The sequence below is a fragment of the Micromonospora sp. WMMD734 genome (genome assembly GCF_049178975.1).
GTDB classification, from domain to species: Bacteria; Actinomycetota; Actinomycetes; order Mycobacteriales; family Micromonosporaceae; genus Micromonospora; species Micromonospora wenchangensis.
Window position 1 is genome coordinate 6,003,460 of sequence record NZ_JBMHMK010000001.1, and the last position, 14,965, is coordinate 6,018,424.

Here is a 14,965-nt window from a genome sequence, read left to right on the forward strand (position 1 = left end):
CCGGCCGGGCCGGAGCCACCAGCTCCGGGCCCGGCCGGCGTCCTGGTGACCGGAGGCGTCGTGGTCGACGCGGGTGTGGGCGTCGCCACCCTCGTGGCCGATTCTTGCCGATGCTTCTGCCTGTTCCCGGGGCGGCGCAATCACTTGACTCATGGTCATGACGCAAACCTGGAACGCGACCCGCCGCTCGGTGGTCGCCGGCGTGCTCCTCGGCGCCACGGTGGTGGTCGGTCCGCTGACGGCACCCTCCAACGCCGCCCCCAGCCAGCCGTTCGGTGCGTCGGCGACGTCGCCGACGGCCGAGAACGACCGCTCCATCCTCGACGTGATCCCGGCGCAGACCCGGGACCGGATGCTCGCCCAGGCCCCGCTGGTCGACGCGGCCAACGTCGTGCGCACCGCCGTCGAGGCCGGCGCGCCGCGTGGCTACGCCGGCATCGGCCTGGTGGACGACCACGTCACCCTCTGGTGGAAGGGCACCCTGCCCGGTGACGTCGCGGCGGCGGTGGCGACCGCACGCCGTACCGCCCCGGTGGAGGTCGCCGGTGCCACCTACTCCCGTACCGAGTTGAAGAAGGCGGCGGCGAAGCTCGCCCCCGTGGTGGCCGCCGACCCGAACGACGCCACCCACGCCGTCCGGCTGCGTACCGACGGTTCCGGGATCGAGGTCGCCGTCGACCCGAAGGCCGGCGCGAAGCAGCCGAAGCTGCCGGCGACCGGGGTCAGCACCCGGACCGTGGTGCGCGAGCGGATGGTCGAGCGGTCCCGCTACAACGACTCCGCGCCGTACGACGGCGGGATCGGCATCGGGCTGACCACGTACGGCTGCACCGCCGGCTTCGGCGTCCGCAACCAGACGACCAACGTGGGCTACCTGCTCACCGCGGAACACTGCGGCCCGATCGGTCAGCCCTGGCACGTCGGCTGGAACACGAACACCAACAGCGGCACGCTGATCGGCTACGGGGTCGCCAGCAACGACGACCACGACACCATGCTGGTCTCGACCTCGTCGCCGGGCAGCCACATCTATGTCGGTGGGCAGAACGACGAGGTACGCGCCCAGGTGACCGGCTGGACCGAGGTCTTCCCCGGTCAGCTGCTCTGCCAGTCGGGGTACACCTCGGCCGGTGAGATCGGCGGACCGGTCTGCAACCTGCGGGTCGACTTCCACTACGACGACATCGAGGACCTGGTCGAGGCCACCCAGCTCGACGGCGACGAGTCGGCCCGGGGCGGCGACAGCGGCGGACCGGTCTACTCGGTCAACGCCAACGGCACCGTCCTCGCCGCCGGCACCACCACCCGGTCGGCCGGTCCCGGCTTCGGCTTCCAGGACTTCGCCACCGCCCGGGACGACTACGGCGACATCCGACCGGCGACCACCCTCGCGAGCACCTGCCGGGTGTCGTACGTGGTGACCAACTCCTGGAACACCGGCTTCAACGTCAGCGTCACCGTCTACAACGACGGCCCGGCCGTCAACGGCTGGTCGCTCGGCTGGACCTTCCCCGGCAGCCAGCTGGTCCAGGGCCACTGGAACGGCGTCTTCCAGCAGACCGGCGCGGCGGTCACGGTGGGCAACGAGAGCCACAACGCCAGCATCCCGACCAACGGCGCGGTCAGCTTCGGCTTCACCGCCAGCGGCTCGCCCACCACGCCGGCACCCTTCACGCTCAACGGCACCACCTGCAACTGACCCCCTTCCGGCCGCCCCTGGGCACCTCCCGGGGCGTGGCGCAGCAGCCTGGTCATCCGCCACGATCCGGGTGACCGTCAGGACGGGCCCCGCCGGTCATCCCGGCGGGGCCCCTCGCGTCCGTCCGCACCGACCAGGCCGCCGACGGCACCGGCGGTCCCAGGTGGGCGGGCGATAGGCTGCCGACGGTGTCCGAGTGAGCTGAGGGGTACGCGTGATTGGCGCAACGGTTCGCGGGCTGGTCGTGGTCTGCGGGCAGCCGACGTGAACGACGGGCTGCGTCCCGGCGACCCGGCCCGGCTCGGGGGGTACGAGCTGCTCGACCGCCTCGGTGAGGGGGGCATGGGCAGTGTCTTCCTGGCCCGGTCGCCGCAGGGACGCCGGGTGGCGGTGAAGGTCGTCCGTGCGGAGCTGTCCCACGACGACGAGTTCCGGGGCCGGTTCCGCAGCGAGGTGAACCGGGCCCGTCAGGTCCCGCCGTTCTGCACCGCCGAGGTGTTGGACGCCGACCCGGACCACGACCCGCCCTATCTCGTGGTGGAGTACGTCGAGGGCCCCAGCCTGGCCCAGGTGATCCGCGACGGCGGGCCGCTGGGCGCGGCGCAACTGCACGGCATCGCGGTCGGGGTGGCCACCGCGCTCACCGCCATCCACGGCGCCGGGGTGATCCACCGGGACCTGAAGCCGGCGAACGTGCTGGTGGCACCCGGCGGGATCAAGGTCATCGACTTCGGGATCGCGCGGGCGTTCGAGGCGACCAGCCAGCACACCCGGACCCACCAGATGGTCGGGACCGTCTCGTACATGGCACCGGAGCGGTTCGACACCGGGTCCGGCCGGGCGGTGGGCCCGGCCGCGGACGTCTTCGCCTGGGGTGCCGTGGTCGCCTACGCCGCGACCGGCCGCAACCCGTTCGGGGGCGACTCCGCGACCGCGACCGCGATGCGGATCCTCACCCAACCGCCCGACCTGACCGGTCTGCGGGGGCCGTTGCGGGAGCTGGTCTCCCGGGCCCTGGAGAAGGATCCCGACGTGCGGCCCACCGCCCGGGAGCTGCTCGACGGGCTGTTGACGGTCACCGCCCCGGCGGGCGATCAGGCCGCGCCGGCCTCCGCCGGTGCCGACCGGCCTCCTGCCGAATCGTCGGCACCGGTCACGCCGTCCGGGGGTCCGTCGTCGGCGTCAGGTGGCATCGACGGTCCGTCGTCGGCGGTGGACGGGTCCGGTCGACGGGTCCCGTCCCGGCGTCGGCTGTTCGTCGGGGTGGGCGCGGCCGTCGCGGTGGTCGCGGTGCTGGTGTCGGTCGTGGTGTTCGGCCCGCGACTGGTCGGCGACCGGTCGTCCCCGGACCCGACCGGCGCGGCAGCCGGGGGGCCGACGGCGGGTGGCCCGGTTGGCACCCCGTCCGGATCGGGTACGCCGACCCCGTCGCCGTCCGCCGCGTCGCCGTCCGCCCCGGTGGACCGTACCCGGGCCATCCTGGCCGGGCAGCGACAGATCCTGCTGCACGTGGTGGAGATCGACCGCGACCTGTCGCTGCCGTTCGACGGTGTGGTGGGGGTCGGCGACGGGACCAAGCCGGACGCCCGCTTCGTGCTCGACCCGGTCGGCGTCGACTTCATGATCAAATCGCTGAACCCGGAGATCTCCCACCGGCCCTGCCTCGGCGTCAAGATCGACGCGGAGGGGTACGCCTCCCTGGTGGGCACCGACTGCGAGCCGACCGCGGCGACCCTCTTCGGGATCTCCCGGGAGGGCAAGGACGACAAGGGGCGGCTCTCCTACGCCATCGTCAGCGAGCAGTACGGCGTGGTGCAGTGGAGCCCGAGCCAGCGGAAGATCTATGTGGAGGTCCTCGGCGACGCCCCGGTAGGCACCACGTTCAGCCTGGTCGACCGGGGTGCGGTCGGCTGACCGGGAGGCTGCGCGCCGCGACCCGGCCGGGCGGTGAGCCGGGGCAGGACGGGCTCGGCGGGTCGGGCCGGCCGGGTCGGGCGTGCTGATGTCTATCGATGTTGCCTGATCGGATCCGATCGTGCTGGAATGGCTCAGTTCGCCGCAGCACGGGGGCAACCGGGCTGGCGACGGTGAGCACGGGAGCAGCGCGGTGCCGGCACCGCGCCAGTTCGGCAGCCGCGGGTGCCACCTCGCCGGGCCAGCACCACGGCGACGGGCGGGTGTCCCGTCGTCGGTGTCCCTGCCACGCCCTCCCGCGCCCGCCGAGACCGCCCCACCTCCGACCGCCGTAGGCGTCCGACGCGCCCGGGGGCGAGGTCGGCGGTGCTCGTCGGCCGGGATTTCCCGCTGAGCCCTGCCCGCATGGTGGGGGTCAGCCGTCCTGGAGGAATGACCATGCGCAGTTTCCTCGCGGTGTTCACCGCCGCCCTGATCCTCGGCACCGCCGCCGGCAGCGTCCCGGCCGGCCCGTCGGCGGCCACCCAGCGTTCGTGCCCCCGGGGCACGCTGTTCTGTGAGGACTTCGAACGGCTGCCCCTCGGGGGTCCCAGCACGCTGAACTGGGGCGTCGACACCCGCCACGGCACGCTCACCGTCGAGCACGCCAGGCACGGCAACCAGGTGCTGCATCTGCACACGGTCGACAACGGACGTGCCTTCCTGCGGGTCGACGACTTCGCCGCGCCGGGCAACCGCTTCTACGGGCGGATGCGGCTGCGGGTCGACGCCTTCCCCACCGCCCCGGACTGGGCGCACTTCACGCTGGTCGAGGCGACCGGCAGCGGCAGTTCCGAGGTCGTCCGCCCGATCGGCGGCCAGTACGCGCCGACCGTCCCCGGCACCTTCTGGGGGGTGGGCGCGGACGGCGGCCCGACCGGCGACTGGACCAACTGGCGGGAGTCCGCCCCGGTCACCGAGGACACCTGGCAGTGCTTCGAGTGGCAGCTCGACCCGACTGACAACCGGGTCGCGGTGTGGATCGACGGGATGGCGAAGCCGGAGCTGACCGCCTCCACCACCGACCACGGCGGCAACGACGTCCCGTTCGTCCTGCCGGCGGTCGACACCGTGAAGATCGGCTGGCAGCTCTACCAGGGCGGCACGACGCCTGGTGAGTTCGACCTCTGGATCGACGACATCGCGCTGTCCACCAAGCGGCTCGGCTGCTGACACCTGCCGGCCCCGCCGTCCGGGCGGGACGGCGGTCCGTCGCCGTGCGGGCGGGACGGCAGTGCGTCGTCCCGCCCGGACGGGAGCGCGGGTCGGGAGAGGTGGACCCGGGACGGTCGCCGGGGGTGGGGTTTCCCGACCGGGCCGTCCGGGGTAGAGAGCGCACCGCCCGTTCATCAGCCTCCCGAGGGGACAGTCATGTCGGTACAGGCGTTTCTCTATGTCATCGCGGTCATCCTGCTCGTGCTCGCCGCCCTGCCCATCCCCAGCCGGGGGTTCTCGCTGGCCCTGCTCGGGGCGGCGTGCGCGTTGCTTGCCTACGCCTGGCCGGTGATCACGGGCTAGCCGCCGGTCGGCCGGGACGCGGGTGGTGCGGGCCGAGGTGGCTGCGTTCGCCCTCGTGGTCGAGGATGCAGAGGATCTCCGCCGGGCCGTCGTGCGCGCCGAACGCGTGCGGGACCAGGGTGGAGAACTCGGCGGCCTCGTTCGTGCCGACGAGGATCGTCCGGTCACCGAGGCGCAGCTCGATGGTGCCGGAGAGCACGGTGAACCAGTCCCGGCCCGGGTGTACCCGCAGGTCGGTCGGGACGTCCCGGGTGATCCGCAGCTTGGCGACCGTCTGGTTGCTGTCCCGGGAGAGCAGCCAGGTGGTGACGCCCCGGTCCTCGTCGCAGTGCGGACGGATCACGACGTCGTCGTCGGCGTCGGACTCGACCAGCCGGTCGAGCGTGATGCCGAGCACCCGGGCGATCGTGGCGATCTGGTCCAGGGCGACCCGCCGGTGTCCGGTCTCGATCCGGCTGAGCGTGGACGGGCTGATCAGGCAGCGGTGGGCCAACTCGTCCAACGACCAGCCACGGGCCACCCGCAGGCTGCGGATGCGCTGCCGGACCAGGGTCTCCAGATCCTTGTCTTGCCTCATAAGCAAGATGCTATGCCCGTGCGGCACGGGCGGGCTACCGTTCCCGCATGGCACAGGACCACCTCATCGAGCTGCTCGACCTGGACGCCGAGGTGCTCCACGAGTACTTCCGCGACGTGATCGGCTGGGTCGGCCGCGAGGCCGCCACACGACCCCACGTCGTCGACCTCGGTGCCGGCACCGGCACCGGCTCCCTCGCCCTGGCGCGGGAGCTGCCCGGCTCCACCGTCACCGCGGTCGACCTCTCCCCGGAGATGCTCGCCCACCTGCGCGGCCGGGCCGACGCCGCCGGGCTGGGCGACCGGATCCGCACCGTCGAAGCCGACCTCGACACGTCCTGGCCCGACCTCGGGCCGGTCGAGCTGATCTGGGCCGCCGCGTCGATGCACCACATGGCCGATCCGGTGACCGCGCTCGCGTCCGCGTACGGCATGTTGCGGCCGGGCGGGCTGCTGGTGATCGCCGAGCTGGAATCGTTCCCCCACTTCCTCACCGGTACCCCGGACGAGGAGGTGGAGCAGCGCGGTCACGCCGAGGCGGCGAAGCGGCGGCACGAGGCGGGCCTGCACATGCACGAGAACTGGGGCGAGCGGATGAGGCAGGCCGGCTTCACCTCGGTCACCGAGCGGCACTTCGACATCGACCTGCGTCCGCCATTGCCGGCCGCCGCCACCCGCTATGCGCAGGCTTCGCTGAGCCGGATGCGCCACGGACTGCAGGGACGGCTCCCCGCCCGGGATCTCGCCGCCCTGGACCAGATCGTGGCGGGTCTGGCGACCCGTACCGATCTCAGTGTCCGGACCGGGCGGACGGTCTGGCTGGCCCGCCGCTGAAGGGTGGGGGAGTGCGCGCCCGGAGTCGTGTCTCCGAACGACGGGTGCGATTCCGGTGCCCGCGGTCGTCATCGTCATTGCGCTGTCCGAAGTGGGGTGCGTGCAATCATGGCGTGGAGACCGACCCTTCAGGAGATCGTGTGAACACCGCCGTACCCCGGACCGAAGACGCCGGTGACATCGCCCGCGCCAGACCGGCCGATGCGCTCGGGACGTCCGCCGCGCAGGCCCGTAGCGCCGTGCTGGAGGAACTGATCCGCAAGGACCCGGGGCGGTTCCGGGTGCTCACCGGTGACCGTCCCACGGGCCGCCTGCACCTCGGTCACTACTTCGGCACGCTGCACAACCGGGTCCGGCTCCAGGAACTCGGCGTGGAACTGTTCGTGATCATCGCGGACTACCAGGTCCTCACCGACCGCGACGTGGCGGACAATCTGCTCCAGCACGTCGAGGAACTGGTCCTGGACTACCTGGCCGTCGGGGTGGACCCGGCCCGCAGCACGATTTTCACGCACGGGGCGGTCCCGGCGCTCAACCAGTTGATGCTGCCGTTTCTCAGCCTCGTCTCGGTGTCGGAACTCAACCGCAATCCCACGGTCAAGGACGAGATCGCGCACTCGCGGCAGTCCGCTGTCAGTGGGTTGATGTTCACCTATCCCGTCCACCAGGCCGCCGACATCCTGTTCTGCAAGGCGAATCTGGTGCCGGTCGGCCAGGACCAGCTTCCGCACCTCGAACTCACCCGGACGATCGCCCGCCGGTTCAACGACCGGTACGGCGCCGGTTCGACGGTGTTCCCCCAGCCCGACGCGTTGTTGTCGAGCGCCCCGCTGCTGCTCGGCACGGACGGCACCAAGATGAGCAAGAGCCGGAACAACGCCATCACGCTCGCCGCCACCGCCGACGAGACCGCCCGGCTGGTCAAGGGGGCGAAGACGGATTCGGAGCGGCACATCAGCTACGACCCGGTGACCCGCCCGGAGGTGTCGTCGCTGCTGCTGCTGGCCGCCCTGTGTCAGGGGCGCAGCCCGGAGCAGGTGGCCGCCGAGATCGGGTCGGCGGGGGCCGCCGTGCTCAAGAAGGTCGTCACCGAGTCGGTCAACGAGTACCTGGCCCCGGTCCGGGCCCGCCGGGCCGAGTACGGGCGGGACCGGGCCCACCTGCGGGCCGTCCTGAGCGAGGGCAACGAGCGGGCGCGGGCGGTCGCCGACGCCACCCTCGCCGAGGTCCGGGCGGCGATGAACACCTGCTACTGACGCCGGCCCGGCCGGTGGCGCGCCCGAGGGGCCTGCCGCCGGCCGGGCCGGCTCCCGGGTGGGGACCGGTCACGTCGCCGACGGCAGTGCCCGTGTTCAGACCTTGCGGGCCACCCCACCGACGACGGTGTGGTAGGTGGTGGTCTGCCGGGAGTCGTCCTCGCCGTCCGGGTGCCACTCGGCCAGCGGAACCAGCCCGGGCGGAACCAGTTCCAGGTCGCCGAAGAAGCCGAGGATCTCGTCCCGGGTGCGCCACCGGCCGGTGCCCAGCGTCTCGTTGAACACCTTCTCCACCGCCCGCGCCCTCGCCGAGACCTCCGGCTGGGCCGGACCCGGGTCGTAGAAGTGCGAGATGGCCAGGTAGCTGCCGGAGGGGAGGGCGTCGATCAGCCGGCGGGCCACCCCGGCGGGATCGTCGTCGTCGTGCAGGTGGTGCAGGATCGCCAGGAGCAGCAGCCCGACCGGCTGGTCGAAGTCGATCAGCCTGCGGTCGCGCAGCTCCGTCAGCAACTCGTCGGGCTGCCTGACGTCGGCACCGACGACGGTGGTGGTCCGGGCGTCCGCCAGCAGGGCCCGCCCGTGGGCGAGGGCCATCGGGTCGTTGTCCACGTAGACCACCCGGGCGTCCGGGTCGACCCGGTGGGCGATCTCGTGCACGTTGCCCCGGGTGGGCAGGCCGGAGCCGAGGTCGAGGAACTGACGGATGCCGGCCTCGGCGGCCAGGTAGTGGACCGACCGGCGCAGGAAGGCCCGGCAGGCCCGCCCGGCCTCCGGCCCGTCCGGGGTGACCTGCATCGCCATCTGGGCGGCGTGCCGGTCGACCGCGAAGTTGTCCTTGCCGCCGAGGTAGTAGTCGTACACCCGGGCGATGCTGGGCCGGGTGGTGTCGACGCCCGGCGGCGCCGCCTTGTCGCTCGTCAACGCTTCGATCCCTCCGAACAGGGCCATGGTCGGTGAATACTGGCGGGGAGACCACGACACCCATGGCTGCCGAACCGGTGCCGGCCACGACGTGGGCCGGATCTGCCCTGAGGGTAGATGAGCGCGCTCCCAACGTCGATTCCGCCTCTGTCGGTAACGCGGCAGGCGGGTGCGAATCGGGACCGTCGGCGTTCTCCGGGGGCCGGTCGGACTCCACAGTCGACCCGTCCACGATGGTCTCCGGCGGAACGTCGTACCGCCGGCGGCGACGGGTCATGCCGCGACGGCCGGACGGGCCCCGAGGCATCCATCGACCGACCCCGATCAGCATGTGGACTCGGTCGGCGGTCGGCGTCCAGGTGGTGGTCGGTAATCCCACCATATCGACCAGCATCTTAGTGAGAAATCCGGATCAGGGCCGGGATCGGCGGATCGTCACCCATGCGGTGCGGTGGTTCCTAATTTATGCTGCCCCATGATGCATCGATACCGGTAGATCAGTTCCACCACCCCGCGACCGCCGACGACGGCGGGTCCGTTCGCCGATCGGAGTTCCCGATGGTCCTGCAACCGGCCGCCACCGCGCTGGCCAGTCTCCTGCTCGCCCTGCCCGTCGCCGTCCCGGCGGGCTCCGGCACCGCGCCCGCACCGTCCCTGCGGGCCGCGTCGTCGGCGTGGCAGTCCGCCGCCCTGGCCGGTCCGCCCGGTGCGCCACCCGGCGTCTGCCCGACCGGCACCGGCTACGGCCCGCCGTTGCCGTCGACCTCGGTCACGGCCACGAAGATCCGTGGCGGCTTCGCGTTCCTGGAGGGGCCCGTCTGGATCGCCGACCGGGGCTACCTGCTCTTCTCCGACATGGCCGCACCGACCGGGTCCGAGTACGTCCAGCCGTCGACGATCCGGCGGTTCACCCCGCCGGCCACCTTCGACACGTTCCTCGGCAATGCGGGCAGCAACGGGCTCGCGCTCACCCCCGACGGGCAGCAGCTCGTCGCCGCCACGCACGACCAGCGCAGCGTCTCGACGTACCGGCTCGACACCCTGGCCCGGGGCGTCGTCGCCGGCAACTACCAGGGGCGGGCGTTCAACTCGCCCAACGACGTGGCGGTCCGCTCCGACGGCGTCGTCTACTTCACCGACCCCAACTTCCAGCGCGGCAACCGCCCCGACCAGATGAGCGGACGGACCAGCGTCTTCCGCGTGTCCAACGGCCAGGTGTCGCTGGTCGACGACGCGCTGCGCCAACCCAACGGCATCGCGCTCTCCCCCGACGGCGCCACCCTGTACGTCGGCGCCTACGGCGAGAACAAGATCTACAAGTACGCCGTCCAGCCCGACGGCAGCACCGGCACCCGCAGCGTGTTCGTCAACTACGTCGGTGGCCCGGACGGCGGCACGATCGACTGCGCCGGAAACGTGTACTGGACCTCGGGCGGTGACGGGCTGGTGCACGTCTACTCGCCCACCGGCAGTCAGCTCGGCACGATCCGGTCCGGCGTGAGCGGCACCACCAACGTGGCGTTCGGCGGGTCCGACCGGCGCACCCTCTTCGTCACCTCGGGCCGGACGAACGACTCCGGCCTGTACAGCGTGCGGCTCAACGTGCCCGGCTACCCGTACTGACCCACCCGGTTTCCAGGAAGGGACGTATCGAGTGCGATCCAGTCTTCGCCAACCCCGTCGCCTCGCCGGCCTCGCGCTGCTGACCAGCGTCTGTACCGTCCTGGCCGGCGCGCCCGTCACCGCCGGCCCACCGGCCGCGCCGGCCGGGGCGACGTCCGCCCGGGCCGCCGCCGACACCCGGCCGCCCACCCCGCCGACGAACCTGCGCAGCACCCGGCTGACCTGCCAGTCCGTCACGCTCGCCTGGTCCGCCGCCCGGGACGACGTCGGCGTCGCGTACTACGACGTCTACCACGACGGCCAACTGGTCACCTCGGTCGCCGGCAGGACGCTGACCGCCACGCTGACCGTCGCGCAGGGCGTCACCTGGGGCTGGTACGTCAACGCCCGGGACGCCGCCGGCAACGTGTCGCAGGCCAGCGCCACGCTCCCCGTCACGCCGCCGTTCTGCCAGTCCGACACCCAGCCGCCCACCACCCCGACCAACCTCGCCGCCACCGCCAACGGCACCGACGTGATCCTGACCTGGACGGCCGCCACCGACAACGTGGCGGTCACCAGGTACGACATCCTGCGCGGCGGGGTGACGGTCGGCTCGGTCACCGGCACGGCCGGCAACCCGCCGGCGACCTCGTTCACCGACACCGGGCTGGCCGCCGACACCGAGTACCGCTACACGGTCGTCGCCCGGGACGCGCAGGGCAACACCTCCACGGCGAGCAGCGCGGTGACCGTGCGCACCGGGTCGACCTGCACCAGCGCGGTCTGCGGCACGACGGTGGTCACCACCGAGCGGGACCTGCCGTGGGGGCTGGTGCAACTGCCCGACGGCACGGTGCTCTACGGACGGCGTGACCTGTTCGACGTGGTCGCGATGAACCCGGACGGGAGCAACAAGCGCAGCATCGGCACGGTGCCCAACGTGGCCGGCACCAACGGTGAGGGCGGGGTGCTCGGGCTGGCCGTGTCGTCGAGCTTCACCACCGACCGGTGGCTGTACATCTACCACACCACCACGACCGACAACCGGATCGTCCGCATCCGCTACGACGGTACGTTGCAGACCGGCACGGTGCAGGTGCTGCTGACCGGCATCCCGCGCAACAAGTACCACAACGGCGGGCGGCTGCGGTTCGGCCCGGACGGGATGCTCTACGCCGCCACCGGCGACGGGCAGAGCCCGGACCGTGCCCAGGACGTCAACGACCTGGGCGGCAAGGTGCTGCGGATCCGCCCCGACGGCACCGTGCCGTCGGACAACCCGTTCGGCAACGCGGTCTGGAGCTACGGGCACCGCAACCCGCAGGGGCTGGCGTTCGACTCCCGGGGCCGGCTCTTCGAGCAGGAGTTCGGTAACAACGTCATGGACGAGACCAACATCATCGTCCGGGGTGGCAACTACGGGTGGCCGGCCTGCGAGGGCACCACGGGCAGCTGCGCCAACCCGAACTTCATCGCCCCCATCCGCACCTACCCGGTGGCCGAGGCGTCGTGCAGCGGCCTGGCCATCGTCCGGGACGTGCTCTACCTCGGCTGCCTGCGGGGCAACCGGATGTACCGGGCGGTGATCAGCGGGAACACCCTCACCGACGTGCAGCAGTACTTCGTCGGCACGTACAGCCGGCTGCGCACCGTCGAGCCGACCCTCGACGGGAACCTGTGGCTGACCACGAGCACCGGCGGTGACAAGGACAGCATCCCCAACAACAGCAACGAGCGGATCCTCAAGGTGACGCTGGGCCGGTAGCCCGGCCCCCGGCCCCGCCCCCGGTCCGACGGGGGCGGGGCGGGTGCCGGATATGGACCAGGGCGGCGACAAGAATTTACAATGGTCTTTGTTAACGCTCACAAACCCGTCCCAGTGCCGAGGGTGTGGGGGTGCCGACGAGACGGCCGGCACGACCGGTGGGTCCGGGTGGCCGCAGGCCGCCGTACCCGTCGGCCGGCCCGCTCGGACGTGCCGCCAGACCACCATGGCGGCCGACCGGCCACACTCCCCGGCCAGCTCCACCGATCCAGGGGAGAAGTCCATGCGAACGAGGGCACGATGGCTCGCGGCACTCGCCGTACTCGGCCTCATGACGGCCGGGGTGGTGACACCGACCGGCCCCGCCCACGCCGAATCCAACGGCGGGGTACGGGTGATGCCGCTCGGCGACTCCATCACCGAGGGCACGCAGGTGCCGGGCGGCTACCGGATCGGGCTCTGGCAGCGCCTGGCCGCCGGCCGGTACACGATCGACTTCACCGGATCGCAGTTCAACGGGCCGGGCAGTCTCGGTGACCACGACCACGAGGGGCACCCCGGCTGGCGCATCGACCAGATCGACGCCAACATCGTCGGCTGGCTGAACAACCAACGGCCGCAGAGCGTGCTGCTGCACATCGGCACCAACGACATCCTGCAGAACTACAACGTGGGTAGCGCGCCGAACCGGCTCTCCACCCTGATCGACAAGATCACCACCACCGTGCCCACCGCCGAGGTGTTCGTCGCGCAGCTCATCCCCCTGTCCAACAGCAACCAGGAGAACGCCGTACGGACCTTCAACGCGGCGATCCCCGGCATCGTGTCGAGCAAGGTGAACGCCGGCAAGCGGGTGCACCTGGTCGACATGCACAGCGCCCTGTCCACCGCCGACCTGATCGACGGCATCCACCCCACCTCCGGCGGCTACGACAAGATGGCCGCCCGCTGGTACAGCGCGTTGCAGTCGGTGCCCGGCAGCATCGGCAACCCGGGCAACAGCGGCGGACAGACCGGCGCCATCGTGGGCACCGCGTCGGGCCGGTGCGTCGACGTGCCCGGTTCCGCCACCATCAACGGGCTCCAGATGCAGCTCTGGGACTGCCACGGCGGCACCAACCAGCAGTGGACGTACACCTCCGGCCGGGCGTTGACGGTGCTCGGCACCAAATGCCTGGACGCCGCCGGCTACGGCACCACCCCGGGCACCCTGGTCACCACGTACGACTGCCACGGCGGCACCAACCAGCAGTGGAACCTCAACGCCAACGGCACCATCACCGGCGTGCAGTCCGGGCTCTGCCTCGACGCCAACGGCGGGGCCACCGCCAACGGCACGAAGCTCGTCCTGTGGACCTGCAACGGCCAGGCCAACCAGCAGTGGAGCCGGCGGTAGCCCGCAGCCCCGTCCAACGAAGGAGATGCCTGAAGTGACGCTACCGACGGATCGACCTCCCACCCCGCCCCCGACCGGACGCCGCCGCCCCGTACCCCGGTCCGTGAGCTGGCTCTCGGCCGGCCTCGCGGTCCTCCTCGGCCTCGTGGTGACCGCCACCGCGCCGCACGCCGCGGTGGCGGCGGCGGACAACCCCTACCAACGTGGCCCGGACCCGACCCCGGCCAGTGTGGCCGCCACCCGGGGGCCGTTCGCCACCACGCAGGCGACCGTGCCGGCGGGCAACGGCTTCAACGGCGGGTTCGTCTACTACCCGACCGACACCAGCCTGGGCACCTGGGGCGCGGTGGCGATCGTGCCCGGCTACTCCGCCCTGTTCGCCAACGAGGAGGCCTGGATGGGCCCCTGGCTGGCGTCCTTCGGGTTCGTGGTGCTCGGCATCGAGACCAACAGCCGCACCGACGGTGCCGACGCCCGGGCCACCCAGCTGCTCGCGGCGCTGGACTACCTCACCCGGACCAGCCCGGTGCGCACCCGGGTGGATCCCAACCGGCTCAGCGTGATGGGCCACTCCGCGGGTGGGGCCGGCACGTTGCTGGCCGCGCTGCGGCGGCCGTCGCTGAAGACCGCGGTCGGTCTCGCCCCCGGTACGCCGGGCAACAACCTGAACATGTCCACCACCCAGGTCCCGACCCTGCTCCTGTCGGGTCAGAACGACGGCACCGTCACCCCGTCCTACGTGCAGGGCATCTACAACACGCTGCCGGCCGGGGTGGAGCACGCCTGGGCGGAGCTGGCCGGCAACGACCACCTGTCGTTCACCAGGTCGAACCCGACCGAGATGCGGCTGCTGATCCCCTGGCTCAAGATCTTCCTGGACAACGACACCCGCTACACGCAGTTCCTCTGCCCGCTGGCGGACAGCACCGGCGTCTCCCGCTACAGCTCCACCTGCCCCCTGGTGCCCCCGGGCGGCCCGACCACCCCGCCGCCGACGACCCCGCCCCCCACCACCCCGCCCCCGACGACTCCGCCGCCCACCACGCCCCCGCCCACCACGCCGCCGCCGACGACCCCGCCGCCCGGCACCGCCTGCACCGCCACCTACCGCACGATCGGCTCGTGGTCCGGTGGCTTCCAGGGTGAGGTCACGGTGACCGCCGGCAGCACCGCCGTCGACGGCTGGACCACCCGCTGGCAGCTGGGCGGCGGACAGAGCATCAGCCAGGTCTGGAACGGCACGCTGAGCACCAGCGGCACGACCGTGACCGTGCGCAACGCCGCCTACAACGGCACGCTCGCCCCGGGCACCTCGACGACCTTCGGCTTCCTCGGCACCGGCACGCCGACCAGCCCGTCACCGACCTGCACCAGCCCCTGACCGCCACCGCCGCCCACCCGACGCCACGTCGGGTGGGCGGCCCGGCGGTCGCCGGCCCCCC

The 14,965-nt window shown here is 72.1% G+C and carries 12 protein-coding genes; 10 read left to right on the forward strand and 2 right to left on the reverse strand.

Annotated elements, in window-relative coordinates; genetic code table 11:
* The first annotated feature begins 157 nt into the window (after nt 1–157).
* The 4 genes from ACN267_RS26045 (at nt 158) to ACN267_RS26060 (ending at nt 5,170) form a co-directional block, all read left to right on the forward strand.
* On the forward strand, nt 158–1,699 hold the full coding sequence (locus ACN267_RS26045; RefSeq protein WP_421489863.1) for a cellulose binding domain-containing protein: 1,542 nt from the start codon (nt 158–160) through the stop codon (nt 1,697–1,699).
* A 264-nt stretch (nt 1,700–1,963) separates the two neighbouring features.
* The gene (locus tag ACN267_RS26050; RefSeq protein ID WP_421489864.1) at nt 1,964–3,613 is read left to right on the forward strand and encodes a serine/threonine protein kinase; all 1,650 of its coding nucleotides are present in this window, start codon (nt 1,964–1,966) and stop codon (nt 3,611–3,613) included.
* 438 nt (nt 3,614–4,051) lie between these two features.
* Nucleotides 4,052–4,825 carry a hypothetical protein gene (locus ACN267_RS26055; RefSeq protein WP_204961816.1) on the forward strand — a complete coding sequence of 258 codons (774 nt, stop codon included), beginning with the start codon at nt 4,052–4,054 and terminating at the stop codon, nt 4,823–4,825.
* Nucleotides 4,826–5,023: 198 nt separating this feature from the next.
* Nucleotides 5,024–5,170, forward strand: a complete 147-nt coding sequence (locus tag ACN267_RS26060) for a hypothetical protein (RefSeq protein WP_204961815.1) — start codon at nt 5,024–5,026, stop codon at nt 5,168–5,170.
* On the opposite strand, the gene ACN267_RS26065 is transcribed toward ACN267_RS26060, so the two are convergent.
* Nucleotides 5,160–5,747, reverse strand: coding sequence for a helix-turn-helix domain-containing protein (locus ACN267_RS26065; protein ID WP_204961814.1), 588 nt, complete (start codon nt 5,745–5,747; stop codon nt 5,160–5,162). The genes ACN267_RS26060 and ACN267_RS26065 overlap by 11 nt on opposite strands.
* A 47-nt stretch (nt 5,748–5,794) precedes the next feature.
* Here ACN267_RS26065 and ACN267_RS26070 point away from each other — a divergent pair, with 47 nt between their 5' ends.
* Together ACN267_RS26070 and trpS are read left to right on the forward strand one after the other, a co-directional pair.
* The gene (locus tag ACN267_RS26070) at nt 5,795–6,580 is read left to right on the forward strand and encodes a class I SAM-dependent methyltransferase (RefSeq protein WP_421489865.1); all 786 of its coding nucleotides are present in this window, start codon (nt 5,795–5,797) and stop codon (nt 6,578–6,580) included.
* A 179-nt stretch (nt 6,581–6,759) separates the two neighbouring features.
* Nucleotides 6,760–7,836 carry a tryptophan--tRNA ligase gene (gene trpS / locus ACN267_RS26075; RefSeq protein ID WP_421490502.1) on the forward strand — a complete coding sequence of 359 codons (1,077 nt, stop codon included), beginning with the start codon at nt 6,760–6,762 and terminating at the stop codon, nt 7,834–7,836.
* Between the two features lie 96 nt (nt 7,837–7,932).
* Here trpS and ACN267_RS26080 read toward each other — a convergent pair whose 3' ends face one another.
* Nucleotides 7,933–8,784: an SAM-dependent methyltransferase gene (locus ACN267_RS26080; protein ID WP_239486421.1), complete on the reverse strand. Its 852-nt coding sequence runs from the start codon at nt 8,782–8,784 to the stop codon at nt 7,933–7,935.
* A gap of 531 nt (nt 8,785–9,315) precedes the next feature.
* Between ACN267_RS26080 and ACN267_RS26085 the strand changes: the two genes are divergently transcribed.
* The 4 genes from ACN267_RS26085 to ACN267_RS26100 all read left to right on the forward strand — a co-directional run bounded on the left by ACN267_RS26085 (nt 9,316) and on the right by ACN267_RS26100 (nt 14,904).
* A complete protein-coding gene (locus ACN267_RS26085; protein ID WP_421489866.1) occupies nt 9,316–10,380 on the forward strand; it encodes an SMP-30/gluconolactonase/LRE family protein in 1,065 nt (354 codons plus the stop codon).
* A 31-nt stretch (nt 10,381–10,411) separates the two neighbouring features.
* Nucleotides 10,412–12,127, forward strand: coding sequence for a PQQ-dependent sugar dehydrogenase (locus ACN267_RS26090; RefSeq protein WP_421489867.1), 1,716 nt, complete (start codon nt 10,412–10,414; stop codon nt 12,125–12,127).
* A 283-nt stretch (nt 12,128–12,410) separates the two neighbouring features.
* Complete coding sequence (locus ACN267_RS26095) at nt 12,411–13,523, forward strand: ricin-type beta-trefoil lectin domain protein (protein ID WP_204961810.1); 1,113 nt, start codon at nt 12,411–12,413, stop codon at nt 13,521–13,523.
* Nucleotides 13,524–13,626: 103 nt separating this feature from the next.
* Entirely contained in the window at nt 13,627–14,904 is a 1,278-nt protein-coding gene (locus tag ACN267_RS26100; protein ID WP_421489868.1) for a cellulose binding domain-containing protein, read from the forward strand.
* Nucleotides 14,905–14,965 lie beyond the last annotated feature (61 nt).

Coding starts and splice junctions, on each gene's coding strand:
- ACN267_RS26045 (WP_421489863.1), top strand. CDS start 158: ATGACGCAAACCTGGAACGCGACCCGCCGCTCGGTGGTCGCCGGCGTG.
- ACN267_RS26055 (WP_204961816.1), top strand. CDS start 4,052: ATGCGCAGTTTCCTCGCGGTGTTCACCGCCGCCCTGATCCTCGGCACC.
- ACN267_RS26060 (WP_204961815.1), top strand. CDS start 5,024: ATGTCGGTACAGGCGTTTCTCTATGTCATCGCGGTCATCCTGCTCGTG.
- ACN267_RS26065 (WP_204961814.1), bottom strand. CDS start 5,747: ATGAGGCAAGACAAGGATCTGGAGACCCTGGTCCGGCAGCGCATCCGC.
- ACN267_RS26070 (WP_421489865.1), top strand. CDS start 5,795: ATGGCACAGGACCACCTCATCGAGCTGCTCGACCTGGACGCCGAGGTG.
- ACN267_RS26080 (WP_239486421.1), bottom strand. CDS start 8,784: ATGGCCCTGTTCGGAGGGATCGAAGCGTTGACGAGCGACAAGGCGGCG.
- ACN267_RS26085 (WP_421489866.1), top strand. CDS start 9,316: ATGGTCCTGCAACCGGCCGCCACCGCGCTGGCCAGTCTCCTGCTCGCC.
- ACN267_RS26095 (WP_204961810.1), top strand. CDS start 12,411: ATGCGAACGAGGGCACGATGGCTCGCGGCACTCGCCGTACTCGGCCTC.